The following is a 23,433-nucleotide window of genomic DNA, read 5'->3' as shown; positions in this document are numbered from 1 at the left end:
AGGCGCGATGCAGCCCGTGGCCAAATTGATCGCGTCGGCACGGCGCGGCGAGCTTCGCTGGCTCAATTACCTGCTCGCGAGCGCGCTTGCGCTCGGCAGCGATGCCGCGCTCTTTCTGCTGTTGCTCGACGCGGGGCTGGCGCCGGTTCCGGCGTCGGCGACGGGCTATGGCGCGGGGATTCTTGTTCACTGGCTGATTTCGAGCCGCCTTGTCTTTGCCGACGGCGCGGCGGCGCGCGGCACGGGTGAGCGGCATCGGCAGAAACTGCTGTTCGTCGGATCGGCGATCGTCGGCCTTGCGGTGACGACAGCGATCGTCGGCGGGGGCAGCGCATTGGGGCTCGATCCCCGGCTGGCCAAGCTCGGCGCGATCGTCGTCAGCTTCCAGACCACCTATCTGCTCCGCCGCCATATCGTTTTCCGGGCCGCCCCGGCATGACCGACGCCGCGCCGCCCGCTTCGGGGCCGGGCGGTTTCCGGCTCGGTGCCTGGATCACCCCGGCGCGCGCCGCGCTGATCGTCTGGGGATTGATGAGCCTGATCGCGATCGCCGCCAACTGGCAGGCGATCGGCGCGCTCGACCTGTCCGATACCGACGATGCGATGCGCATGGCGCAGGTGCGCGACCTGCTCGCGGGGCAGAATTGGTGGGATCCGACGCAATATCGCGTCAATCCCGCGGGCGGCGGCGTGCTGATGCACTGGTCGCGGATCGTCGATGCGCCGCTGGCGGCCGGAATCCTGCTTTTGAAACCCCTCGCCGGGCAGGCGGTGGCCGAACGGGTGGTGATGGCGACGTGGCCGGCGCTGCTCGGCGCGGCGCTCAGCGTCGCCTGCGCGCTCGGCTATCGCAATCTTTCGGACCGCCGCATCGCCTATGCCGTGCCGCTGTTCCTCATCATGTCGGGCTATATCCTCGTCCAGTTCCGCCCGCTGCGCGTCGATCATCACGGCTGGCAGATTTTCCTCGCGATGCTGGTGATGGCGCAGGCGCTGCGCCCGGCGTCGTGGGCGGCGGGGCTGCTCGGCGGGCTCTTCGCCGCGGCGCTGCTCGCAGTGTCGATCGAAGGGATGCCGGTGGCGGCGCTGTTCGCGGCGCTCGCGGCGCTGCGCTGGGCGCTCCACGGACGCAGCGACGATCGCGCGCGGCTTTGCGGCTATATGGGCGGGCTTGCGGCGGGGGCGATGCTGTTCCAGTTCGTGACGCGCGGCCCCGCTGGGCTCGTCGGCACCTGGTGCGATTCGCTGTCGGCGCCCTATATCGCGGCGCTGGTCGCCGCGGCGGCGGCGGTCTTTGCCGCGGCGCGCGCCAATCCGCGCGGCGCCGCGCTTCGTTTCCTGCTGCTGGGGCTGGCGGCGCTCGCGGCCGCGGGGGCGCTGGTGTGGACCGAGCCGCAATGCGCCGCGGGGCCCTTTGCGACGCTCGACCCGGTCGTCGCCGAATTTTGGTATCGGAGGGTCCTCGAAGGCCAGCCGCTGTGGCGGGCGAAGGCGCACGACATGGTCCATGTGCTCGTTCCGCTGCTCGTCGGCCTTGCGGGATCGTTGCTGGCATGGCGCGGCGCGGAAAGCGCCGCCGACCGGCGCAACTGGGCGACGGTGATCGCCGCGCTCGTCGGCGCGGCGGCGGTGGCGTTCGTCGTGTTTCGCAGCGCGTCGACCGCGCATCTGTTTGCGCTTCCCGGCTGCGCCTGGCTGGGGCTGCGCATCTGGACATGGGCGCGGACGATCCCCGCGATGCTGCCGCGCATCCTTGCCTCGGCAGCCGCGGCGCTGACGCTGCCGCTGCTCGGCGGGATGGCGGCGGCGGCGCTGCTCAGCCTGGTCGTTCCCGCGCTCCGCGCCGAGGAGCAGCGCGCGGCCGCCAAGGCCGCCGAGGGCAATCGCCATTCGGACTATTGCCTCGACCCCGCGGCGCTTGCCGACCTTCGCCGCCTGTCCCCCGCGACCTTGCTCACCCCGATCGATCTCGGCGCGCCGCTCGTCTTCTGGACGGAGCACCGGCTCGTCGCGACGCCGCATCACCGCAACAGCCAGGCGATGGCCGACACGATCCGCGCTTTTGCGGGCGATCCCGATCGGGCCGAGGCGCTGGTCCGGCGGCAGCAGGCGGCGTTCATCGTGTTTTGCCGGACCGCCAACGACTTCACCCGCTATCGCCGGGCGCGCAAGGACTCGCTGGGCGCGCAGCTTTATGCGGGGACGCCGCCGCCGTGGCTGGAGGCGGTGCCGATCGGCTCGCGCGCGGGATTGTCGGTGTGGCGCGTCAAAGCCGAATGACGCCGCGTCACGCGGGGCGGAAACGCAGCGCGGCGCCGTTCATGCAATAACGCTTGCCCGTCGGTTTCGGGCCGTCGTTGAAGACATGGCCGAGATGGCCGCCGCAGCGACGGCAATGCACCTCGGTGCGCGGATAGCCGAGGTCATAGTCGGTATCGGTGCCGATCGCGCCCCTGAGCGGTGCCCAGAAACTCGGCCAGCCGGTGCCGCTGTCATATTTGGTCCTGCTCGAATAGAGCGGCAGCGCGCAGCCCGCGCAGACGAAAATGCCGGCACGCTTTTCCTTGTCGAGCGGGCTGGTGAAGGCGCGCTCGGTCGCCGCTTCGCGCAGCACGCGATATTCGAGCGGCGACAGGCGCTTTTTCCATTCGGCTTCGGACAGGCGCCAGCCGGGCTGCGCCTGGGGTCGCGCCGATTTGGCGAAGAGCAGCGGCGCGGCGATGATGCCGCCGCCGAGTGCCAGCCCGCCGAGAAGATGACGCCGTGCGATCATATCGAGCCTCCTGCTTCCTATACGGCGGAAACCGGGGCCGGGTTTCAGCCGCGGTCAATAATGTTCGAGTTCGACCGACATGCGGCGATAGCCGTGGACGAAGCTCGCGTGGACGCGCTCGGGTTCGGCGAGCACATTCACGCGCAGGCGGCGTTTCTGCATTTCCGAAATCAGGGTGGTCAGCTGAAGCTCCGCGACGCGCGCGCCGACGCAGCGGTGGATGCCATAGCCGAAAGCGAGGTGGCGGCGCGCATTTTCGCGATCGACGATGATGCGGTCGCCGTCGGGGAAGATGCTTTCGTCGCGGTTGGCCGAGGCGTACCAGAGCGCGATCTTGTCGCGCGCCTTGATCTGGTGTCCGAACAGCTCGGTATCCTCCATCGCCGTGCGCCGCATGTGCGCGAGCGGGGTCTGCCACCGGATGATCTCGTGCATCGCATTGACCGCGAGTTCGGGGTCGTGGTTCGCCTCCAGTTTCGCGCGTTCCTCGGGAAAGCAATGAAGCCCATAGGCATAGGCCGACATCGAATTGCGCGTCGTATCGTTGCCGCCGACGATCAGCAGGATGAGGTTGCCCATGAACTCCTCGTGGCTCATGTGGCTCATCGCGTCGGACTGGAGCATGATCGAGATAAGGTCGTGCTTGCCGGGGTTCTTGGCCTTGTGATCCCACAGCTCCTTGAACGCCGCGCCCATTTCAAAGGCGGTGGCGAGCCGCGCCTGACGTTCTTCGAAGCTGTTGAAGCTTTCGATGTCGCCGAGCACGTCGGACCAGGCGGTGAGCTTGTGCCGGTCGGCCCAGGGGAAATCGAAAAGAATGGCGAGCATGTCGGTGGTCAGCTCGATCGACACTTTTTCGACCCAGTCGAACGCCTCGCCGACGGGCAGCGCGTCGATCAGCGCCGCCGTGCGCGCCTGCGTATCGGCGCGCATCCGCTCGATCTCCGACGGACCGAAGGCGGGGGCGACGGTGCGGCGCTGCGCGGTGTGCTGCGGCGGGTCCATGGCGATGAACATCGGCATGGGAATTTCGCCCTCTTTCAGATGTTCGACCCCATCGCCCGCGACGGTGATGCCGCCATATTCCCAGCTGGAAGAGAAAATCTTGGGCAGCGCTTCGATATGCTGGATCGGCTTGTAGGTCGTCACCGACCAATAGGCGCCGAACTTCGATTCGGGGCAATGATAGATGGGCGATTCGGCGCGCAGCTGGCGCATCGGTTCCTGCCAGCGATCCTCGCTCCACAGTTCGGCGCGGCTGAGGTCGAGCGGATTCAGGGTTTCAGGGGCGGGACGAATCTGGGTGGCCACGGGCAGCTCCTCTCATGCGGCCGTCTCGGCGCGGCCAATTCAGTTGCAGAATGCCACTATTTACAGCTTTGTCAACGGCCCGGCGCCAGGGTCAGCGCCCTTTGCTGCGCGCCCAGAATTTCCAGTTGCCACCGCCGCTGAGCACCCCCGCGCGGAACAGCCGCACCGCGAGCCAGATCACCAGCGCGACCCACAGCGCCTGCCAGCCGAGCGCCAGCAGGTGGACCGCCTTGTCGCCGTCGGTTGCGGCGCGCGCCGCCATCGCAAGCGGTGACGAAAAAGGGAAGATTTGCGCAAAACGGGCAAGCCCGCTGCCCGGCGCGCTCGCCGCGGCCGCCGACAGGCTGAACATGCCGACCTGGAAAATGGTGATCGGCAGGCTGAGCATCTGAATCTCGCGCACCGTGCCCGCCTGTGCACCGATGCCGAGGAAGACGGCGCCGAGAAGCAGGAACGAGGTGATGAAATAGGCGAAACCGACGCCCAGAAAGAAGGGCCAGCCCGTCGCGGGCATCGATGCGAGCGCGCCCGCGGCCTTGCCCGCCTTGCCCGCCGCCGCGAGGCTGGCGGCGTCGATCTGCGTCGCGGCGATCAGCCCGCCGCCAAAGGCCATCGCCAGCCAGAAGGCGATGAACAGCACCGCGACGCCGAGGAAGCCGAGTAGTTTGCCGAGAAAAACGCTTTCGAGCGGCACGGCGGCCGCGAGAATCTCGATCACCTTGTTGCCCTTTTCCTCGGCGAGCGAGCTTACCGTCTGGCCCGCGAGCAAAAGGGTGAGCAGAAAGATGACGAACACCGCGCCGAAGCCGATCGATTGCTGCGCCGCGATGCTGGCCCCGCCATTTTGCAGGCTCTCGAAGCGCGGTGCGGCGGGGGCGACGCGCCCGGCGGCGCGATCGCGCAAGACCTCGCCTGCCAGCAGCGCGAGGTAGCGGCCCGAACTGCCGTCGGCGTTGCGCTCGACGATGCGCGGCGCCGCCAGCGGCCCGCTCATCACCGCGTAGGTGTCGGCGCCTTTTTCCCGCGCGACGATCCGCGGATCGGCGGGCGCGGCGCCGACGAGGCGCACTTCGAGCTGGGGCGGGGCTTCGCTGCCGCGGAATGTGTCGCGCAGCCGCCGGTCGGCGGCACGCAGCGCTTCGACGTCGGCGGCATCGGCGATCACGACGATGCGCCCCGCCCCGCGCGCGCTGTCGGCAAGCTGCGACGCGCCCATGCCGCCGGCGAGCCCCATCGCGACCATGAACAAGGGCGCGAGCAGGAAAAGGAGGAAGCTCGGCGTGGCGACGATCGCCAGAAAGTCGCGCCGCGCAACCACCAGGATGTTGCGAAGAAAGGGGGTCATGCGCTCGCCTCCTCGATCGCGTCTTCGGTGGCGTCGGCGGCAAAATCGGCGTCGACCTGGCGCACGATATGGACAAAGGCATCGTGCAGCGCCGGGCGGCTGATCGACAGCCCGCTGACGCCATGGCCGCTCGCGGTGATGCGCGCGAGCAGGGGCTCGACATCGCTGTCCTCGATCGCAAAATGCCAGGCATCGTCCCGGCGTTCGGCGCCTGCGGGCAGATTGGCGGCGACCGCGGCGCGATCCCCCTGCTCGCGCGGCGTGTAGCGCACCTGCATCGGGAGCAGCGCGCGCGCCTCGTCGACCGTCCCCTCGAACCGCCGCGCGGAGCGCGCGATGATCGCGATGCGGTCGCAGAGCCGTTCGGCATGCGCCATCACATGCGTCGAAAAGAGGATCGTCGCGCCGCGCGCCTGTTCGCGGCGCACGAGCATTTCGAGCCGTTCCTGGTTGACCGGGTCGAGCCCCGAAAAGGGTTCGTCGAGGACAATGAGGTCGGGCGCGTGGACGATCGATCCGATGAGCTGGATCATCTGCGCCATGCCCTTTGACATCTTGCGGATCTTTTCGTCGATCACGCGCTCCAGCCCCAGCTCGGACATGAAGGTCGCGGCGCGGCGGCGCCCTTCGGACCAGTCGAGCCCGCGCAGCGCGCCCATGAAGGCGATCGCCTCGCGCGCCTTCATCCCCGGATAAAGTCCGCGCTCTTCGGGCAGATAACCGATGCGGCCGCGCACGCTCTGCGGCTTCAGCCCGCCGAGCAGGCGGCTCGTCCCTTCGTCGGGGTCGATGATGCCGAGCGTCATCCTGAGGCTGGTCGTCTTGCCCGCGCCATTGGGGCCGAGCACGCCATAGATGCTGCCCGTCGGCACCGCGAGGCTGACATGATCGACCGCCTTGAAATCGCCGAAATATTTGGTGAGGCCGCTCGCCTCGACGCTGAAGTCGTTCAAATGCTGGTCCCCGATCGTCGCTTGCGCGGACTATGGCACGGCGCGGTGGCTCGCGTATAGAGCGCCAATGGTTGCCGAAGCCTTGCCTTCCCCCGAGGACCGGTTGGAGACGCGTCTGGAGGCGGTCGCGCGCGCGCAGGGTTTTGCCGCGTTCGGGATCGCGCGCGCCGATGCGGCGCCGCAGACGGCCGAGCGGCTGAACCGGTGGCTTGCCGAGGGACGTCACGGCGGCATGATCTGGATGGAGAGCCGCGCCGAGCAGCGCGGATCGCCGAAAGGGCTGTGGCCTGCGGTGCGATCGGTGATCGCGCTCGGCATGAGCTATGCCCCCGCGCGCGATCCGCTGGCGCTTGCGGGGCATGGCGACCGCGGCCGCATCTCGGTCTATGCGCAGGGCGGCGACTATCATGACACCGTCAAAAAGGCGCTGAAGGCGACCGCGCGCTGGCTGGTCGGCGAGGTCGAGGGCGCCGAGGTCAAGGTGTTCGTCGATACCGCGCCGGTGATGGAAAAGCCGCTGGCGGCGGCGGCGGGGCTGGGTTGGCAGGGCAAGCACAGCAATCTTGTCAGCCGCGCGCATGGCAGCTGGCTGTTTCTGGGCGCCATCTACACGACGCTCGAGCTTGCGCCGTCCACGCCCGGCCGCGACCGGTGCGGCAGCTGTTTGGCGTGCCAGCAGGCGTGCCCGACCGACGCCTTTCCGGCGCCGTACCGGGTCGACGCGCGGCGCTGCATTTCCTACCTCACGATCGAGCATGACGGGCCGATCCCGACCGAGTTCCGCCGCGCGATCGGCAACCGCATCTATGGCTGCGACGATTGCCTTGCCGTCTGTCCGTGGAACAAATTTGCAGAGAGTGCGCACCGCCACCGCGCCTTTTTGCCGCGCGCCGAGCTGGCGGCGCCATCGCTGGGCGATCTGCTCGCGCTGGACGATGCCGGTTTCCGGCAGGTGTTTGCCGGATCGCCGATCAAGCGGATCGGGCGCGCCCGCATGGTGCGCAACGCCGCGATTGCGGCGGGGAACAGCGGCGATGTGCGGCTTGTTCCGGCGCTCGAACGGCTGGCGAGGGACGATTCGCCGATGGTCGCCGATGCCGCGCTTTGGGCGCTGGCCGAACTAGCGGCGTAGCGCCTCGGCGCAGCTGTCGACATCGGCGTTGCGGCCGTCGGGCGCGCGCGCGTCGACGTGCGTGGCGACCGGACTGGCGCCGGCGCGCGGGGCATAGAAATAAATGTCGAGGGTGCAGCGCGCGCCCGCGAATTGCAGCTTGCGCCCCGCGCCCTCGGTGACGTCGAGCCGGGGCTTGCCGAACATCCGGCCGACGGCATCGACGCTGTTGCCGATCAGGGCATTATTCTGCACCGGCCGCACCACCGTCGGCGGCGGCGCCGAAGGCGGGGTGGCCGCGGGACGCGGGATCGCCGGGCCCGCGCACGCGCCGAGGGTCAATGCAAGGCCCGCCATCGCGGCCAGGCGGCGGTTGTCGATCATCGTTCGGGATTCCCGTTGCCGAGGTGCAGCATGTGGACGGCCATAGCGGTGCCGAGCAGCGGCGCCAACAGATTGGCGATGGGTACCACAAAGCTTGCGGCGGACAGCAGGCCGAGCGGCCAGCGCGCGCTCCGGGTGAAACGCGCGCGACCGGGGTGGCGGGCGAGCACCATCGCTTCGAGATCGCGGCCGAGCAGGAGCGCGTTGACGAGCAGCGCGAGGATCGGCGTGCCGATGCCGGTGACGAGCAGCAGGACATAGAGCGGGAGCGCGAGCAGATTGCCGCCGATCAGCCGCCCGAGCGAAGCGAGCGCGAGCCGGACACTCTGCCCCCAGCCGACATCGACCGCGCGCGCCGCGGCGGCGGGATAGTGGCGCCGCTCGATATCGGCGACGAGCCCGTCGGCGAACAGCCCGATGACGGCGATCGCGACCGCACGAAAGAGCAGCCAGCTTCCCGCGATCACGCCCAGGATGACGAGGATGCCCGCCATGTCGCGCATCGCGGCATCGAGCCATCCCCAATGGTCGATCGCCCAGCGCGCGGCGAAAAAGATCGCGGCGCCCGCCAAGGCGAGGAGCAGCAGTGTGAGCGCGACGCTCTGCGCGAGGATGGCGAGCACGCGCGGGCTGCCAAGGTCGCGGAGCGCGAGCAGGAAGGCGTGGAGCGCGCGGGTCATCGCCGCTGGATGATGGGCGCCGCCCCGTGCGTCAAGCGCGCACGCTTGCCTTGCTGCGCGTCGGTGCCTAAAGGCGCGCGCAGCTTTTCCCATTCAGGACTGGAATTTTCATGGCCGCCACCGCCCGTTTCGATGTCGTTGCGATCGGCAACGCGATCGTCGACGTCATCGCCCGCGCCGACGACGCGCTGATCGAGGCCGAGGGGCTGGTGAAGGGATCGATGCGGCTGATCGACGGTGTCGAGGCCGAACGGCTCTATGCCGCGATGGGGCCTGCGGTCGAAATGTCGGGCGGCAGCGCGGCGAACACGCTCGCGGGCATGGCGGCGCTCGGCGAACGCTGCGCCTTTATCGGGCAGGTCGCCGACGACCAGCTCGGCGCGGTGTTCACCCACGACCTGCGCGCGCTGGGCGTCGCCTATGAAACCCCCGCGCTGAAAGAAGGCGCGCCGACCGCGCGCTGCCTGATCCTCGTCACCCCCGACGGGCAGCGCACGATGAACACATTTCTGGGCGCCAGCCACCTGCTCGATCAGGCGATGATCGACGAGGCGTGGATCGCCGACGCCGAAATCCTCTATCTCGAAGGCTATTTGTGGGATCCGCCGCTGTCGCGCGCGGCGATGCGGCGCGCGATCGACGTGTCGCGCGCGGCGGGGCGCAAGGTCGCCTTCACGCTGTCGGACGCCTTCATCATCGACCGTCACGGCGAAGATTTCCGCGCGCTGATCGGCGAAGGGCTGTTCGACATCTTGTTCGCGAACGAAGTCGAAATCCGCGCGCTCGCCGAAACCGACGATTTCGAGGCCGCCGTCGCCAAAATCGCGCCGCAGGTGCCGCTGCTGGTCGTCACGCGCGGTGCGCAGGGGGCGCTCGCGATCGAGGGTGGCGAGCGGTTCGAAGTCGGGGCCGAGCCGATCGACACCGTCGTCGACACGACCGGCGCGGGCGACCTGTTCGCGGCCGGTTTCCTGGCCGGCCTGGCCGAAAAGCGCGCGCTTGCCGACTGCCTGACAATGGGCGCGGTGTGCGCGCGCGAAATCATCGCGCAGGTGGGACCGCGCGCGCAGACCGACCTCAAGGCGAAGATCGCCGAACGGCTGGGGTGATCCCGCGGAACCTCTCGGCGCGCTGAAGCGTCCTATGCCGCATCACAGGCGTAGGAGTTTCTTTTATGGCCGACGAAATCCACACCACGCGCGACCCCGACGGGACGACGCACACGACCACGGTTATCGACCGCGCGCCGCGCCGCGGCGGCGGGATCGGAATCGGGCTGATCCTGCTCGTCGCGATCCTGGTCGCGGCCTTTTTCGCCTTTCAGTTCCTGTCGAGCGAGAAGGCCGAAAGCGGTGCAATCACCGAGGCGGCCGAAAAGGTCGGCGCTGCGGCGCAGGATGTCGGCGACGCCGCGCAGCGCGCGGTCGATTGACGATCAGCCCGCGGGTGCGGCGACCGCATCGGGTTGTTTCCTGAACAGCTCGCGGTCGGCGGGCCCGAAACCGCGCGTCCAGATGAGCCAGCCGTAAATGGCGAGGATGAAGGGAACGCCGATCAGCAGCTCGGCCCATTCGGGGAGCTGCGTCGCCCCCCAGCCGAGCACAGCGGCGCCGGCGGTCGCCCAGACAAGCGCCCAGCGCAGGCTGTTTACCGGCGCGCCGAGCAGGCGGGCGAGCAGCCGCGCCTTGACGAGTGAGGCAAAGCCGAGCGCGAGCATCAGCGCGAGCGCAACCGCCGCGGCGTAATAGATGGGGGGCAGGCCCATCGACTGCGCGACGAGGATCAGCGCGACGCTGAGCGCCGCCTGAATCGCGAGCGTCGCCAGGCTGATGAGCAGATTGCGGTGGCGTGCGACATAGACGAGCGCCGCCTCGCTGACGACCGCGGTGGCCGCGACGACTTCGGCGGCGAGCAGGAAGGCGAGCGCGGCGGTGCCGCTCACAAACTCGGGACCGACGAGCCCCATCACGGCTTCGCCCGGAATGCCGAGCGCGAGCGCGACGCCTGCCTGCGCGGCGATGATCCAGAAACCGACCTGGCTGACCTGCGCCGCCACGGCGGCAAGCCGCTTTTCGGCCAGATTGCGCGTGATGACGGGGCCCAGAATGGGCTCGAAACTCGTCTTCAGCTTTTGCGGCAGCGAGGCAACCTGCTGCGCCATATAATAGATGCCGTAGATCGTCGGCGAGGTGAACTGGCCGAGGATGAAGAGGTCGAGCCGGCGCGTCCCCCATTCGATCGCATCGGCGGCGGCGAGCGGGGCGTTGCGCCGCGCGAGGGTGATGAGCTGCGCGGGGTGTGGACGCCACACGCCGGGACCGCCGAAATGACGGATCATCGGGATGAGCGCGGTCAGGAAGGCGCCGAGCATCGCGGCGGCGTAGGACAGCATCAGCCCGTTTTCGGCCGAGACGAACCAGAATCCCGCCGCGGCGGCGCTGATCACCCACGGTTCGACGATCGCGCGCGCGCGCACCGTCGCGCCGATATCGAATTTATAGGCGCATGCTGCGAGCGCGATGTCGGTGCCCGCGATCACAAAGACGAGGCACGCCATCCAGCGGTCGATTTCGTTGATGTCGCCCGCCGGATACATGAGCTGTGGCAACAGCAGCAGGAGCGCCGACCCCGCCGCCGAGGCGAGGAAGGCGACGAACATGCCGTCCCAGACGACGATGCGCTGGTCGGCGCCCGGCGCGCTCAGCTGTTCGGCGAGGCCGCGTTTCAGGCCGAGCGTCGCGAGCTGCGCGACGAGTTCGATGACGAGCACGGCGAAGGCGAAGCGCCCCACCGCCTCCGGCCCGTACCAGCGGCCCGCGACATACAGAAAGGGCAGCCGGGCGACGAGGCGCAGGATGAAGCCGAAAAAATTGGTGCGTCCGCCCTTGGCAAGCGCCGCCGTGTCCGCATCGCGGGAGGGGGCGTCGGACGACAAGGGCGCGGCTGCGCTGTCGGTCTGGCTCAAGCCTTGCGCCCCTTCTGCTGCTCCCCGAAGGTCATCCTAGCGCGACGGGGAGGGGCAGGCAATCGGTGGAAATATCTCATCGACCTTCGGGTCGCAGCGGGCGGCTGAGCAGGGCCTGAATGGCGTCGGCGACGCGCACCTCGCCCGCGACGAGCCGCGCGACCGTATCGGTGATCGGCATGTCGACCCCGTCGGCGCGCGCCGCGGCCGCGACCACCGGCGCGCTGAACGCGCCTTCGGCAACGGTCCGCCGGTCGGCCATCAGCGCGTCGATCGCCGCGCCGCGGCCAAGCCCCTGACCCAGCGCGAAGTTGCGCGAATTGGCCGAGGTGCAGGTGAGGACAAGATCGCCGAGCCCGGCGAGCCCGGCGAGCGTTTCGGCCTGCGCTCCGCGCGTGAGGCCGAAACGCGTCATTTCGGCAAAGCCGCGGCTGATCAGCGCTGCGCGGGCGTTGAGGCCGAGCCCCGCACCCTCGACGATGCCGCACGCGATCGCGAGGATATTCTTGACCGCGCCGCCGATTTCGGCGCCGATCACGTCGGCCGAGACATAGGGGCGGAAATGCGGGCGCGCGATGGCCTCAGCAAGGCCGGTGGCGAGCGCCGCATCGGCCGCCGCAAGGGTGATCGCGGTGGGCAGGCCCGCGGCGACTTCGTTCGCAAAGGTCGGTCCCGACAGCACCGCGTGCGGGCGACCCGGCGCCAGCTCGCGCGCCATGTCGATCGGGAAGGCAAAGCTGCCCGCCTCCATCCCCTTGCTGCAAAAAATGAGCGGGGCGTTGCCCGCGGGCAGATCGGCGAGCACGGCGCGCAGGAAGGGCACCGGAACGACGATGAGCAGCGCGTCGAGGTCGGCGAGATCGCCGAGGTCGCCGGTCGCTTCGAGCGATGGCGACAGCGCCGCGCCGGGGAGAAAGACAGGATTGCGATGTTCGGCGTTGATCGCGGCGACGACGTCGGCCTCGCGCGCCCAAAGGCGGACGGGCGCGCCGTCGGCAGCGAGCAGCTGCGCGAGCGCCGTGCCCCACGCGCCGCCGCCGACGACGCCGAAATTCCTGTATGACGTCATGCTTTTACTCCGGCACCGCGCACCGCTTCGGCGGCGGGATCGAGCGGCCAGCGCGGGCGCGCTGCGGTGTCGAGCGGGTCGGTGAGCCCCGCGGCAAAGCGTTCGGCGCCCGCCCAGGCGATCATTGCGCCATTGTCGGTGCAAAGCCACAGCGGCGGCGCGACGAAAGCCTTGTCGAAGCGCGCGGCGAGATCGGTCAGCGCGGTACGGATCGCGCCGTTCGCCGCAACGCCGCCCGCGACGACGAAGGCGGTGACGTCGCCGCACGCGGCAAGCGCGATGCGGCTGCGGTCGACGAGACAGTCGACAACCGCCTGCTGGAACGACGCGGCGAGGTCGGCAACATCATGGTCGCCGCTCGCCGCCGCGCGCGCGACGGCGCTTTTGAGCCCGGCGAAGGAGAAATGCGGCTCGGCGCTGCCGACCAGCGGGCGCGGCAGCGGCACCGCGCGCGCGTCGCCGGTCGTTGCCATGCGTTCGACCGCGGGGCCGCCGGGGTAGCCGAGGCCGAGCAGCTTTGCCGTCTTGTCGAACGCCTCGCCCGCCGCATCGTCGATTGTCGTCGCAAGGCGGCGATAGTCGCCGACGCCGTTCACGCGCAGCAACTGGCAATGCCCCCCCGAAACGAGCAGCAGCAGATAGGGAAATTCGAGCGCCGGATCGGCGAGGCGCGGGCTGAGCGCGTGGCCTTCGAGATGGTTGACCGCGATCAGCGGCTTGCCTGCGGCATGTGCGAGCGCCTTGCCCGTGACGAGCCCGACCATGACGCCGCCGATCAGGCCCGGCCCCGCGGTCGCCGCGACCGCATCGACGTCGGCGAGCGTGACGCCCGCATCGGCGAGCACGCCCTCGACGATCGGCGCGAGCCGGTCGACATGCGCGCGCGCAGCGATCTCGGGAACGACGCCGCCATAGGGGCGGTGTTCGGCCTCCTGCCCCGCGACGCGGTGCGCAAGGATGCGCCGGTCGCTGTCGACAAGCGCCGCTGCGGTTTCGTCGCAGCTCGATTCCAGGCCGAGGATCAGGGTCATATTGTTGCGCGTCCTTTACCCGCCCCTTTATCGGAAGGGCAAGCCGCGCTAGCAGCGGCCGGATGACCCATCTTCCGACCCCGGATAAACCGCTCCGTATCGGCACACGCGCCTCGCCGCTCGCCATGGCGCAGGCGCATATGGCGATGGCGGCGCTGATGGCGGCCCATGCGATCGAGGCCGCGGCGCTGGAAATCGTGCCGATGACCGCAACGGGCGACCGGATCCAGGACCGCGCGCTCGCCGAGGTCGGCGGCAAGGCGCTGTGGACACGCGAACTCGACGCGGCGCTCGACGCGGGCGTCATCGACGTTGCGGTTCATTCGCTGAAAGACGTCGAAACGCTGCGCGATGCGCGCTTTTTCCTCGCCGCGATGCTCGAACGCGCCGACCCGCGCGACCGGCTGGTGGTGCGCGAGGGGATTGCGGCGCAAATGATCGCCGATCTGCCGCATGGCGCGCGGCTGGGGACGAGCAGCCCGCGCCGCGCCGCGCAGGTCCGGCGGCTGCGCCCCGACCTCGACGCGGTGCTGCTGCGCGGCAATGTCGCGACGCGGCTGGCGAAACTCGCCGCGGGAGAGGCCGACGCGACGCTGCTTGCGGCGGCGGGGCTCGACCGGCTGGGGATGCACGACGTCGGCGCGGTGCAGGCGGCCGAGACGATGCTTCCCGCGGCGTCGCAGGGCGCGATCGGGATCGAATGCCGCGCCGACGACGCGCGAACCATCGCGCTGGTCGCCGCGGTCGACCACGCACCGACGCATCTGGCCGTCGCCGCCGAGCGCGCCTTGCTCGCGGCGCTGGGCGGCGATTGCCGCTCGCCGGTTGCCGCCTATGCGCGGTGGCAGGCGGACGGCACGCTGCGCCTCGACGCCGAGATATTCTCCGAAGACGGCGCCGATCATGTCGCGGGGCATGTCATCGTCACCGATGCGGGCGTCGTCGAGGCGCTGGGGCGCCGCCTGCTCGCCGAGGCACCGCCAAGCGTGCGGCGGCTGTTCACCCCATGACAGGCGCGCCGCCGTTGATCGTCACGCGCCCCGAACCGGGCAATACGGCGACGGTCGCGCGCGCACGGGCCCTGGGCTTCGATGTCCATGCGATGCCGCTCTTCGCGGCGCGGCCGCTCGAATGGACGGCGCCCGATGCCGGCGATTTCGACGCGCTGCTTTTGACCAGCGCGTCCGCCGCGCGGCTTGCCGGACCGGGGCTCGCAAGGCTCGCCGCGCTTCCCGCTTATGCCGTCGGGGCGGCGACGGCGGCGGCGTGTGCCGCGGCGGGATTGACCGTGGCGATGACGGGCGCCACCGATGCCAAGTGGCTTCTTGGCGAAATGACGTCACAAAAAATCCGCCGAATCCTATGGCTTTGCGGCCGCGAGCGGAGCGCGCTCGACGCCGGCGACGCGCGCGTCACCGCGCTGCCCTGCTACGCCGTCGATCCGGTCGATCCGCCGCCGGCGTGGGAAAAGCTGCTCGGCGCGCCAGCGATCTTGCTCGCCCACTCGGCGCGTGCGGCCGCGCGGATCGCGGCGCTGGCGGGAACAGGCCGCGCGCATCTGTCGCTGGTCGCGATCAGTCCGGCGGTCGCGGCGGCGGCGGGCGAGGGGTGGCGCGAGGTGGCGGCGGCGGCTCAGCCCGACGACGCTGCGATGTTGGCACAGGCGCGTGCTTTGTGGCACAAGGGGGGCAAATAGGGTCGTTCGAAAGAGACATATGGCAATCGACAATCTCGATACGCCCTCGCCGGTGGGCGAGGCAGCCCCCGCGCGGGGGCCATCGTTTCGAACCCTCGCCATCGGTGCGGTGCTGTTGCTGCTGATCGGCGTCGTCGGCGGGGGATGGGCGTTCAGCCGCTGGCTCGCCGAACCGAGCGCGCCCGCGGCGCAAGGCGAACCGGCGTCGGCGCCGGGCGCCGATGCGCTGCTGGCCGCACCCGATGCGGCGAAGGCGGGCGAAGCGGGGGCGCCGCTGGTGGTCACGCCGGTCGACGGCGCCAATGCGCTGGCGGCGCGCGTCGCTGAGCTGGAACAACGCCTGTCGCGCATCACGCTCCAGGCCGAATCGGCGTCGGGCAATGCCTCGCGCGCCGAGGGGCTGCTCGTCGCTTTTGCGGTGCGCCGCGCGCTCGATCGCGGGCTGTCGCTGGGCTATCTCGACGCGCAGCTGCGGCTGCGGTTCGGCGACGATCAGCCCAATGCGGTCAAGACGATCGTTGACACCTCGCGCGATCCGGTGACGCTCGAACAATTGCGCGCCCAGCTCGACGCGCTCGCACCGCAGCTCGTCGGCCGCAGCCGCGATGCGGACGGCAGCCTGTGGACCGGGCTGCGCCGCGAACTTGGCGAATTGTTCGTCGTCCGCGCGGCGGGCACGCAGTCGCCGCGCGCGTCCGAACGGCTCGACCGCGCGCGGCGCTATTTGACGGCCGGACAGGCCGACAAGGCGATCGCCGAGGTCGAGGCGATGCCCGGCGTTGAGGTCGCGAGCGAATGGCTGATCGACGCGCGCCGCTATCACGAAGCACGGCGCGCGCTTGACCTCATCGAGACGGCGGCGATATTGGAACCGCGCGACAGCCCGGCTGCCGCGATCGCGGCCAAGGCGGCCGACCCGACCCCATAGCGCGCATTCCCGGCAGGGTTGCCCGCCCTTTAGGAAAGCCCGTTTCATGGCCCTTGCCGATCCGCAGCGCGTCGAAGCGCTCGACCCGTCCGATCCGCTCCGGCTCGACGCCCAGCTGAGTGAAGAGGAGCGCATGATCCGCGATGCCGCGCGCGCCTATGCGACGGGCGAGCTGCTGCCGCGCGTGACATCGGCATTTCTCGACGAGCGGTTCGACCGCGAGATCATGTCCGAAATGGGCGCGCTCGGCCTGCTCGGCGCGACGATCGACCCCGAATATGGCGGCGCGGGGCTCAATTATGTGAGCTATGGGCTGATCGCGCGCGAGGTCGAACGGATCGATTCGGGCTATCGGTCGGCCTGTTCGGTGCAGTCGAGCCTCGTGATCCATCCGATCAACGCCTATGGCAGCGAGGAGCAGAAGCGAAAGTTCCTGCCCGGGCTCACCTCGGGCGAGCTTGTCGGCTGTTTTGGCCTCACCGAACCCGACGCGGGCAGCGATCCCGCGGGAATGCGCACGCGCGCCGAAAAGATCGCGGGCGGCTACCGCCTCAAGGGCGCAAAGATGTGGATCACCAATTCGCCGATCGCCGACGTCTTTGTCGTGTGGGCGAAGTCCGATGCGCACGACGGGGCGATCCGCGGGTTCGTGCTCGAAAAGGGGATGAAAGGCCTGTCGGCGCCGAAGATCGAAGGCAAGGTGAGCCTGCGCGCGTCGATCACGGGCGAGATTGTGATGGACGGGGTCGAGGTCGGCGAGGACGCGCTGCTTCCGCATGTGTCGGGGCTGAAAGGCCCGTTCGGGTGCCTCAACCGCGCGCGCTACGGCATCGGCTGGGGTGCGATGGGCGCGGCCGAATTCTGCTATGAAGCGGCGCGGGGCTACACGCTCGAGCGCAAGCAGTTCGGGCGCCCGCTCGCCGCGAATCAGATCGTGCAATTGAAACTCGCCAACATGCTCACCGAAATTGCGCTGGGCACGCAGGCGGCGCTGCGCGTCGGCCGGCTGATCGACGAAGGGCATCTCGCGCCCGACATGATCAGTTTCCTGAAGCGCAACAATTGCGGCAAGGCGCTCGACATCGCCCGCCAGGCGCGCGACATGCACGGCGGCAACGGCATTTCGGCCGACTATCATGTGATCCGCCATGCCGTGAACCTGGAAACGGTGAACACCTATGAAGGCACGCACGACGTTCATGCGCTGATCCTCGGCCGCGCGATCACCGGCATTTCGGCCTTTGCCTGAACCGCTGGAGGGGATCCGCGTCGTCGAGCTGGCGCGGGTGCTGGCGGGGCCGTGGTGCGGGCAATTGCTCGCCGACCTCGGCGCCGAGGTGATCAAGATCGAGCGGCCGGGTGTCGGCGACGATACGCGCCACTGGGGTCCGCCCTTTGTCACCGGCGCCGACGGCGACAATCTGGGGGCGGCCTATTACCACAGCACCAACCGCGGCAAGCGCAGCGTCGCGATCGACATTGCCAGCGCGGCGGGGCAGGCCGAAGTGCGCGCCTTGCTGGCGGGCGCCGATGTCGTCATCGAAAATTACAAGGTCGGCGGGCTGGTCAAATATGGGCTCGATCCCGCGCGGCTGTGCGCCGATTTCCCGCGATTGATCGTCTGTTCGGTCACGGGTTTCGGCCAGACCGGCCCCTATGCGCACCGCGCGGGCTATGATTATATCGTCCAGGCGATGAGCGGCTTCATGTCGCTGACCGGCGAGCCCGACGGGCCGCCGCAAAAGGCCGGCATTGCCTATGCCGATATTTTCACCGGCATGTATTCGGCGGTCGCGGTGCTCGCGGCGCTAAGGCGGCGTGACGTCACGGGGGCGGGCGCGCATATCGACATGGCGCTGCTCGACTGCCAGGTCGCGGTGCTCGCCAACCAGGCGGCCAATTATCTCGCGACGGGCGCCGCGCCCAAACGAATGGGCAGCGCCCATGCCAATGTCGTGCCGTATCAGGTTTTTGCGACGGCCGATGGCCAGCTGGTGATAGCGGTCGGCAATGACGCGCAATATCGCAGGCTCTGCGCCATATTGGGCGTGCCCGAATGGGCCGACGACCCGCGTTTCGCGAACAACGCCGCGCGGCTCGAAAACCGGGCCGAGCTGATCCCGCTGCTTGCCGCCAAGATCGCCGCGTGGGACGCACAGCCGCTGTCGCTCGCGCTGGAGGCGGAGGGGGTGCCCGCCGGGCCGATCAACGATCTGGCGCAGGTGTTCGCCGATCCGCAGGTGCAGGCGCGCGGAATGCGCTTTCGCCCGGACGGGGCGTCGATCGACGGCGTCGCAAGCCCGATCGTGATCGACGGCGAACGGATGGTGGCGCGAACCGGCGCGCCGCCGCTGGGTGGTTAGGGTCAGGACCCATTACCTGCCAATGAAGAGGTGTGCGCCGGCGAAAGCCGGGGTCCAGAGCGAGCACGCGAACTCGGTGTTATCCGCCCTGGGCCCCGGCATTCGCCGGGCAAGAAAAGGGGCGCCGTATCGACGCCCCTCTCCCCCTTTTTTCGACGATGTGCGGCGGTTCAGAATTTGACCGTGCCGGTGACGAAAACCTGGCGCGGATTGCCGTAAAAGACCGTCGCGATGCCGTCGCGGCCGAGCGACGGGGTCGGCCGACCGTTCGCGTCGATGACGGGCAGCCCGGTTGCCGGGTTGGTGACGAGGAATTGATACCCCGAGGTCTTGTACCGTTTGTCGAGAATATTCTTGCCGTGAATGCCGATCGAATAGCGATCGTCGCCAAAGCTGTAGACCAGGCTTGCATCCCACAGCGCATATCCCTTCTGGTCGAGATAGGGGCTGGGATATTCGAACTGCTGCGTCTTGCTGCGATAGGAAAGGGTGGTCGAGAAATTGACCGCCCCGGTATCGCCGACCGGGATCAGCGCGCCCAGCGTGCCCGACGCGGTCCAGCTTGGCGTGTTCTGGATGTCGGTGATGTCCGACACGTCGGTGCCGAGATTGCCGATGAACTCGTCATATTGCGCGTCGATATAGCCGAGCGTGCCGTTGAACGTCATGCGCGATCCCGCACCGGCAAAGTCGCGGGCGAAGCGGGCCGAGGTTTCGAGCTCGATCCCCTTGAAGGTGGCCGACGCGGCGTTGGTGGTGACCCCCGAAAATCCTTCGAATACGCCGTCGCCATTGGCGTCGATGCCCACCGATCCGGGAATCTGGACATTGGTATAGTCGGCGTAAAAGCCGGTCAGCGCGAAATTGAGATCGCCGCCGAGCGCGGAGCCCTTGATCCCGACTTCATAGCTGTCGACTTCTTCGGGTTCGAAGAGAAAGAAATCATAAATCTCGTCATAGCTGAAGATGCCGTCGCTGTTCACGTCGATCGCCGGCGCATTGGCGCTGCCGCGCGGGTCGAAGCCGCCGCCCTTGAACCCCTTTGAATAGGAGGCATAGATCATCAGATCGTCGTGGACGTCATAGGATATGGAGGCGCGCGGCGTGAACTTCTTGAACCGCGCCTTGCCGTTGAAGTTGGTGATCGGACCGCCCAGCGCAATGCCGGTTCCGCCGAATTCGGGATCGGCTCCGTTCAGGCGATTCTGCTTGAAGACAAAGCTTTTGCGGTTGTCGACGGTATAGCGGCCCCCGGCCGACAGATGGAGTCGGTCGGTGACGTCGAACGTGAAATCGCCGAACACCGACCAGGTGTCGGTGCGTACGTCCCCCACCGTCTGCTGTCCAAAGCCGGGAAGGTTGAGAAGCGCGCCCGTGGTCGCCAGCACCACGTCGAATTTCGTGTAGGCGCGCGCGTCGAGATAATAGAAGCCGACAAGGCCGTTCAGCCGGTCGCTTTCATAAAGAAGCTGGAATTCCTGGCTGAGTTGCTCGTTGCGATAGACGGCGGGAACGTCGACGTCGGCCGCCGGGAGCGAGTCGAAATCGATCGGCGTATAGCTGGTGTCCTTGCGCCACGCGCTGATCGACCGCAACGTCAGATGGTCGGTCAGTTCGGCGCTGACGTTCATCGCGACGCCCCACGCCTCGACGTCCTGCTTCGGATTGTTGAGCCCGGCGCGCGTGTCATAGACATCGTCGAGTACCGGCGCGCCGGTCGCAAGGCCGGGGATCAGCCGATGGCCGTTGCGCGGGTCCGATTTGTCGCGCGTATAATCGCCGGAGATGCGGATCAGCACCGGGGCGTCATAACCGCCGAATTCGAGCGTGCCGCGGCCGGCCCAGACATCCTTGTTGTAATTTTCCACACCCGGAAGGGTCAGATTGTCGCCAAAACCTCCGCGCGACAGGCGCGCAACCGATCCGCCGACGCGCAGCATGTCGGACAGCGGCGCGCTGACCGTCAGCACCCCTTCGGCCTGGTCATAGGTGCCATAGGTGGCACGCGCCTTCAGGCTGAACTCCTGTGGCAGCATCTTGGTGACATATTTGACCGCGCCGCCGATCGTGTTGCGGCCATAGAGCGTGCCCTGCGGCCCGCGCAGCACCTCGATCCGTTCGACATCGTAAATGTCGAGCACCGCCGCCTGCGGCCGGTTGAGATAGACATCGTCGAGATAGATGCCGACCCCGGCCTCGAAACCCGGAACGGGATCCTGCTGGCCGACGCCGCGAATGAAGGCGCTGAGCGTCGAATTGGTACCGCGCGAGGTTTCGAGCGTCGTGTTGGGGGTGATGTTCGACACGTCGGTGATGTCGAGCGCCCCGCGTGCTTCGAGCGCGTCACCCGAAATGGCGCTCACCGAAACCGGCACGTCGAGCAGTCGTTCGTCGCGGCGGCGCGCGGTGACGATGATCGCGTCGTCGCCATCATCGCTGCTGGCGCCGCTGTCCTGCGCAAAGGCGGCGGGGGCGAAAGCCAGCGTGGCGATCGCACTGGTGACGAGCCCGGCGCGGCGGACGTGACGAGCGAAAGGACGCATGATGTGTCTCCCATGTGAGCGGGCGACGCCTCGCCACCCTTATACGTTTCTTGGGCCGGACCCTTGCCAAGCCGCGCCGCACTCAATAATGAAAGGTGAACCAAGTTTCAACTTGGAATGTGCGGCCGCCCTTTTTTGCTTGCCTGTGATGCGCAAAAGCCACGATGAGGGGCAGGGGCGGAACAAGATGGGAGCGCCCTGGCACCGCCGGGCGAGAGGGAAGCAGGGCCGATGGATCAGCCGCAGTCAGCGATACCGGACGATGCCGAGGCGGGGGGCAATCCCGACAAGACGCCGCGCACCGAGCGCGGGCGCCGCACGCTGCGCAAGCTGCTCGACGCGGCGGCGATCGAGTTCGGCGAGCGCGGTTTTCACGAGGCGTCGATCAGCGCGATCACGCGCCGCGCCGGAACCGCGCTCGGCAGTTTCTACACCTATTTCGATTCGAAAGAGGAGATCTTCCAGGCGCTCGTCCGCTATATGAGCGAACAGCTGCGCGACCATGTGACCCCGCTGGTTCAGGCGGCGCCCGACGCGATCGGCGCCGAGCGCATCGGGCTCGAATCCTATCTCGGCTTCGTGCGCGAGCATAAGGAGATTTACCGCATCATCGACGAGGCCGAGTTCGTCGATTACGACAGCTATCGCCGCCATTATGAAACGACGGTGGCGCGCGTGCGCCAGCGGCTCGAAGGCGGCGCCGCGCGCGGCGAAATCCGCGCCGACGTCGGCGAGATCCATGCGTGGGCGATCGCCGGGATGAACGTGTTTCTGGGGATGCGCTATGGCCTGTGGGACACCGACAGCGAGATTTCGGAGATTGCGCGGACCGCGAATGACTTTGTGGCGAACGGGCTGAAAAAGCGCGATTGATCGTGGGGCCTTGGCGCAGGAAGCCGCGTCCCCGCGGCCGCTGGTTTTGTGATGGGGACGGCCGGCGTCTGCCGATCGATAAGCCGCTATCGAAGCAGCATGTTGATGAGGGCCACCAGCTGTCCTTCGCGCCGAACATCGGCCTTTTGATAAAGGCTCTTCAGCTGCGAATTTACCGTTTCCGTCGAAGCGCCGCGACAGCTCGCAATCTCGGCGCGCGAGAGGCCCTTCGCGGCCAACAGCGCGATGTCGGCTTCCGCCGCCGACAGGCCCATCATTTGAACCAGAAGCCCGCGATCCCGTTCGTCGGGTTCCGCAGGCCCGCGCAAGGTTACGATCGCACGCGGCGCAAATCCGAAATCCCATTCGCGTACGGGAAGCGCATAAATTTCGCACAACTGGCCCGAAAGCGGCCCGTCGGCGCCGTCCAGCCATAGCCGCGCCATGAGGCGATCGCCCGACAATATGCTGCCGAGCGCGGCCTGGAACTGGCGGTCGGCGCCTGACCGGTTCACCGAGAGCATGCCGCGATCGAACCGGAGGATCGACTGGGCGGCGGCCGCTTTCTCCGCTGCTGCCGTCATCGCCCGGACATGGCCGCGCCGGTCGCAAACGAAAACGTTGGCGTCCATCGCCTCGAAGGTCGATGCGAGGAGCGATGCGCCCTGATGCGCCAGCGCCCGTTGCATGCCGATCGCGGCGTTCGCAAAGGGAAGGCTCGCCGCGAAGACCGCGCGCTGCTCGTGGCTGGAGGTGCCGTCCTTGCTGGTCCGGAGCGTGGCCAAGGCAAAAAAGAGAGTGCCCTCGTTCGCGAGGACGGCGTGGCATCCGTGGGGCATGTCATAATGGGCGACAAAATCATCGTAGAGATCGGACCGGATCGCGCGCCGTGCCTCGGCATAGGCATCTTCTCCGGTCACGACGAGCGGCTGACCAAGGCAGCGCGTGCGCCAATTGATATGATCTTCGCAGCCGCCCAATTCGATCAATTCGTCGGCCCAGCGCGGCGACGGCTCATCGGTCATATGGTTGAACAGGACGTCGTTGGGGCCGCTGCCGGTCGCGATCAACTGCGCGCGCGCCGAGCCCGTATGGCTGGCCAGTTCGCGAAGCGCCCTGTCCCAGCCATCCGTTTCGAACGGCGCTGAAAGAAAGACGCGGTTCAGAAGGGCTGCCGCTGCCCCATCGGTTCGAACTTCCCCCAAGCGACCCCCTGAAAGTCCTGCCCAGTATTTCATCTGCTAAGGATTATGCGACGATCTTGCAAGCCGCCGCGGCGCATAGGCCGCCTTGTCACCTGCGATCCACGCTTCCCGGCCATTCCGGCCAAGGTTTCCGACCGACGGGGGTAGGAGCGAGCGCGAACATTCCGGCCCGTTTCCAAGCCATTATCCGCACAAAACGGTGT

The 23,433-nt window shown here is 68.2% G+C and carries 22 protein-coding genes; 11 read left to right on the top strand and 11 right to left on the bottom strand.

Annotated features, from left to right (window positions below; genetic code table 11):
* Positions 1 to 7: 7 nt before the first annotated feature.
* Together RIA72_RS17125 and RIA72_RS17120 are read left to right on the top strand one after the other, a co-directional pair.
* Positions 8 to 439 carry a GtrA family protein gene (locus RIA72_RS17125; protein ID WP_350033280.1) on the top strand — a complete coding sequence of 144 codons (432 nt, stop codon included), beginning with the start codon at positions 8 to 10 and terminating at the stop codon, positions 437 to 439.
* Complete coding sequence (locus RIA72_RS17120; RefSeq protein ID WP_350033279.1) at positions 436 to 2,280, top strand: hypothetical protein; 1,845 nt, start codon at positions 436 to 438, stop codon at positions 2,278 to 2,280. Before RIA72_RS17125 ends, RIA72_RS17120 begins: the two co-directional genes overlap by 4 nt.
* 7 nt (positions 2,281 to 2,287) lie before the next feature.
* Here RIA72_RS17120 and msrB read toward each other — a convergent pair whose 3' ends face one another.
* From msrB to RIA72_RS17100, 4 genes are all read right to left on the bottom strand, one after another.
* Positions 2,288 to 2,773 (bottom strand): peptide-methionine (R)-S-oxide reductase MsrB, encoded by a 486-nt coding sequence (msrB, locus tag RIA72_RS17115; protein WP_350033278.1) that lies wholly within the window; start codon positions 2,771 to 2,773, stop codon positions 2,288 to 2,290.
* 54 nt (positions 2,774 to 2,827) lie between these two features.
* Positions 2,828 to 4,084: a cytochrome P450 gene (locus tag RIA72_RS17110; protein ID WP_350033277.1), complete on the bottom strand. Its 1,257-nt coding sequence runs from the start codon at positions 4,082 to 4,084 to the stop codon at positions 2,828 to 2,830.
* A 91-nt stretch (positions 4,085 to 4,175) separates the two neighbouring features.
* Positions 4,176 to 5,429, bottom strand: coding sequence for an ABC transporter permease (locus RIA72_RS17105; protein ID WP_350033276.1), 1,254 nt, complete (start codon positions 5,427 to 5,429; stop codon positions 4,176 to 4,178).
* Entirely contained in the window at positions 5,426 to 6,382 is a 957-nt protein-coding gene (locus tag RIA72_RS17100; RefSeq protein ID WP_350033275.1) for an ABC transporter ATP-binding protein, read from the bottom strand. Before RIA72_RS17100 ends, RIA72_RS17105 begins: the two co-directional genes overlap by 4 nt.
* 67 nt (positions 6,383 to 6,449) lie before the next feature.
* Between RIA72_RS17100 and queG the strand changes: the two genes are divergently transcribed.
* The gene (queG, locus tag RIA72_RS17095; protein WP_350033274.1) at positions 6,450 to 7,514 is read left to right on the top strand and encodes a tRNA epoxyqueuosine(34) reductase QueG; all 1,065 of its coding nucleotides are present in this window, start codon (positions 6,450 to 6,452) and stop codon (positions 7,512 to 7,514) included.
* Here queG and RIA72_RS17090 read toward each other — a convergent pair.
* Both RIA72_RS17090 and RIA72_RS17085 read right to left on the bottom strand, forming a co-directional pair.
* Positions 7,503 to 7,877 (bottom strand): hypothetical protein, encoded by a 375-nt coding sequence (locus tag RIA72_RS17090; protein WP_350033273.1) that lies wholly within the window; start codon positions 7,875 to 7,877, stop codon positions 7,503 to 7,505. The two genes, queG and RIA72_RS17090, sit on opposite strands and share 12 nt — an antisense overlap.
* Positions 7,874 to 8,557: an EI24 domain-containing protein gene (locus RIA72_RS17085; protein WP_350033272.1), complete on the bottom strand. Its 684-nt coding sequence runs from the start codon at positions 8,555 to 8,557 to the stop codon at positions 7,874 to 7,876. Before RIA72_RS17085 ends, RIA72_RS17090 begins: the two co-directional genes overlap by 4 nt.
* 110 nt (positions 8,558 to 8,667) lie before the next feature.
* On the opposite strand from RIA72_RS17085, the gene RIA72_RS17080 reads away from it, so the two are divergent.
* On the top strand, positions 8,668 to 9,666 hold the full coding sequence (locus RIA72_RS17080) for an adenosine kinase (protein WP_350033271.1): 999 nt from the start codon (positions 8,668 to 8,670) through the stop codon (positions 9,664 to 9,666).
* A 65-nt stretch (positions 9,667 to 9,731) separates the two neighbouring features.
* Entirely contained in the window at positions 9,732 to 9,989 is a 258-nt protein-coding gene (locus RIA72_RS17075) for a hypothetical protein (RefSeq protein WP_350033270.1), read from the top strand.
* A 3-nt stretch (positions 9,990 to 9,992) separates the two neighbouring features.
* Here RIA72_RS17075 and RIA72_RS17070 read toward each other — a convergent pair whose 3' ends face one another.
* The 3 genes from RIA72_RS17070 to tsaD form a co-directional block, all read right to left on the bottom strand.
* Complete coding sequence (locus RIA72_RS17070; RefSeq protein ID WP_350033269.1) at positions 9,993 to 11,522, bottom strand: lipopolysaccharide biosynthesis protein; 1,530 nt, start codon at positions 11,520 to 11,522, stop codon at positions 9,993 to 9,995.
* A gap of 76 nt (positions 11,523 to 11,598) precedes the next feature.
* Complete coding sequence (locus RIA72_RS17065) at positions 11,599 to 12,591, bottom strand: NAD(P)H-dependent glycerol-3-phosphate dehydrogenase (protein WP_350033268.1); 993 nt, start codon at positions 12,589 to 12,591, stop codon at positions 11,599 to 11,601.
* Positions 12,588 to 13,622 (bottom strand): tRNA (adenosine(37)-N6)-threonylcarbamoyltransferase complex transferase subunit TsaD, encoded by a 1,035-nt coding sequence (tsaD, locus tag RIA72_RS17060; RefSeq protein ID WP_350033267.1) that lies wholly within the window; start codon positions 13,620 to 13,622, stop codon positions 12,588 to 12,590. The genes RIA72_RS17065 and tsaD overlap by 4 nt, the downstream gene beginning before the upstream one ends.
* Positions 13,623 to 13,684: 62 nt before the next feature.
* Between tsaD and hemC the strand changes: the two genes are divergently transcribed.
* From hemC to RIA72_RS17035, 5 genes are read left to right on the top strand one after another with little or no spacing between them, the layout of a single operon-like run.
* Positions 13,685 to 14,632, top strand: a complete 948-nt coding sequence (hemC, locus tag RIA72_RS17055) for a hydroxymethylbilane synthase (protein WP_350033266.1) — start codon at positions 13,685 to 13,687, stop codon at positions 14,630 to 14,632.
* Positions 14,629 to 15,318 (top strand): uroporphyrinogen-III synthase, encoded by a 690-nt coding sequence (locus RIA72_RS17050; protein ID WP_350033265.1) that lies wholly within the window; start codon positions 14,629 to 14,631, stop codon positions 15,316 to 15,318. Before hemC ends, RIA72_RS17050 begins: the two co-directional genes overlap by 4 nt.
* A 19-nt stretch (positions 15,319 to 15,337) precedes the next feature.
* A complete protein-coding gene (locus tag RIA72_RS17045) occupies positions 15,338 to 16,246 on the top strand; it encodes a mitofilin family membrane protein (protein ID WP_350033264.1) in 909 nt (302 codons plus the stop codon).
* Between the two features lie 46 nt (positions 16,247 to 16,292).
* The gene (locus tag RIA72_RS17040; protein ID WP_350033263.1) at positions 16,293 to 17,495 is read left to right on the top strand and encodes an acyl-CoA dehydrogenase; all 1,203 of its coding nucleotides are present in this window, start codon (positions 16,293 to 16,295) and stop codon (positions 17,493 to 17,495) included.
* Positions 17,488 to 18,609, top strand: coding sequence for a CaiB/BaiF CoA transferase family protein (locus tag RIA72_RS17035; RefSeq protein ID WP_350033262.1), 1,122 nt, complete (start codon positions 17,488 to 17,490; stop codon positions 18,607 to 18,609). The genes RIA72_RS17040 and RIA72_RS17035 overlap by 8 nt, the downstream gene beginning before the upstream one ends.
* A gap of 170 nt (positions 18,610 to 18,779) precedes the next feature.
* Here the strand turns inward: RIA72_RS17035 and RIA72_RS17030 are convergent, their stop codons facing one another.
* On the bottom strand, positions 18,780 to 21,152 hold the full coding sequence (locus RIA72_RS17030; RefSeq protein WP_350033261.1) for a TonB-dependent receptor: 2,373 nt from the start codon (positions 21,150 to 21,152) through the stop codon (positions 18,780 to 18,782).
* A gap of 231 nt (positions 21,153 to 21,383) precedes the next feature.
* Between RIA72_RS17030 and RIA72_RS17025 the strand changes: the two genes are divergently transcribed.
* Entirely contained in the window at positions 21,384 to 22,025 is a 642-nt protein-coding gene (locus RIA72_RS17025; protein WP_350033260.1) for a TetR/AcrR family transcriptional regulator, read from the top strand.
* Between the two features lie 86 nt (positions 22,026 to 22,111).
* Here the strand turns inward: RIA72_RS17025 and RIA72_RS17020 are convergent, their stop codons facing one another.
* Complete coding sequence (locus RIA72_RS17020; RefSeq protein ID WP_350033259.1) at positions 22,112 to 23,230, bottom strand: helix-turn-helix transcriptional regulator; 1,119 nt, start codon at positions 23,228 to 23,230, stop codon at positions 22,112 to 22,114.
* Positions 23,231 to 23,433: the final 203 nt, after the last annotated feature.

Source organism: Sphingopyxis sp. (genome assembly GCF_040216815.1).
Taxonomy (GTDB): domain Bacteria; phylum Pseudomonadota; class Alphaproteobacteria; order Sphingomonadales; family Sphingomonadaceae; genus Sphingopyxis.
Note: the sequence above shows the minus strand (reverse complement) of the source record. Positions and strands in the feature narration are given on the sequence as shown.

Coding starts and splice junctions, on each gene's coding strand:
- RIA72_RS17125 (WP_350033280.1), top strand. CDS start 8: ATGCAGCCCGTGGCCAAATTGATCGCGTCGGCACGGCGCGGCGAGCTT.
- RIA72_RS17120 (WP_350033279.1), top strand. CDS start 436: ATGACCGACGCCGCGCCGCCCGCTTCGGGGCCGGGCGGTTTCCGGCTC.
- msrB (WP_350033278.1), bottom strand. CDS start 2,773: ATGATCGCACGGCGTCATCTTCTCGGCGGGCTGGCACTCGGCGGCGGC.
- RIA72_RS17105 (WP_350033276.1), bottom strand. CDS start 5,429: ATGACCCCCTTTCTTCGCAACATCCTGGTGGTTGCGCGGCGCGACTTT.
- queG (WP_350033274.1), top strand. CDS start 6,450: ATGGTTGCCGAAGCCTTGCCTTCCCCCGAGGACCGGTTGGAGACGCGT.
- RIA72_RS17090 (WP_350033273.1), bottom strand. CDS start 7,877: ATGATCGACAACCGCCGCCTGGCCGCGATGGCGGGCCTTGCATTGACC.
- RIA72_RS17085 (WP_350033272.1), bottom strand. CDS start 8,557: ATGACCCGCGCGCTCCACGCCTTCCTGCTCGCGCTCCGCGACCTTGGC.
- RIA72_RS17080 (WP_350033271.1), top strand. CDS start 8,668: ATGGCCGCCACCGCCCGTTTCGATGTCGTTGCGATCGGCAACGCGATC.
- RIA72_RS17075 (WP_350033270.1), top strand. CDS start 9,732: ATGGCCGACGAAATCCACACCACGCGCGACCCCGACGGGACGACGCAC.
- RIA72_RS17065 (WP_350033268.1), bottom strand. CDS start 12,591: ATGACGTCATACAGGAATTTCGGCGTCGTCGGCGGCGGCGCGTGGGGC.
- tsaD (WP_350033267.1), bottom strand. CDS start 13,622: ATGACCCTGATCCTCGGCCTGGAATCGAGCTGCGACGAAACCGCAGCG.
- hemC (WP_350033266.1), top strand. CDS start 13,685: ATGACCCATCTTCCGACCCCGGATAAACCGCTCCGTATCGGCACACGC.
- RIA72_RS17050 (WP_350033265.1), top strand. CDS start 14,629: ATGACAGGCGCGCCGCCGTTGATCGTCACGCGCCCCGAACCGGGCAAT.
- RIA72_RS17045 (WP_350033264.1), top strand. CDS start 15,338: ATGGCAATCGACAATCTCGATACGCCCTCGCCGGTGGGCGAGGCAGCC.
- RIA72_RS17040 (WP_350033263.1), top strand. CDS start 16,293: ATGGCCCTTGCCGATCCGCAGCGCGTCGAAGCGCTCGACCCGTCCGAT.
- RIA72_RS17030 (WP_350033261.1), bottom strand. CDS start 21,152: ATGCGTCCTTTCGCTCGTCACGTCCGCCGCGCCGGGCTCGTCACCAGT.
- RIA72_RS17025 (WP_350033260.1), top strand. CDS start 21,384: ATGGATCAGCCGCAGTCAGCGATACCGGACGATGCCGAGGCGGGGGGC.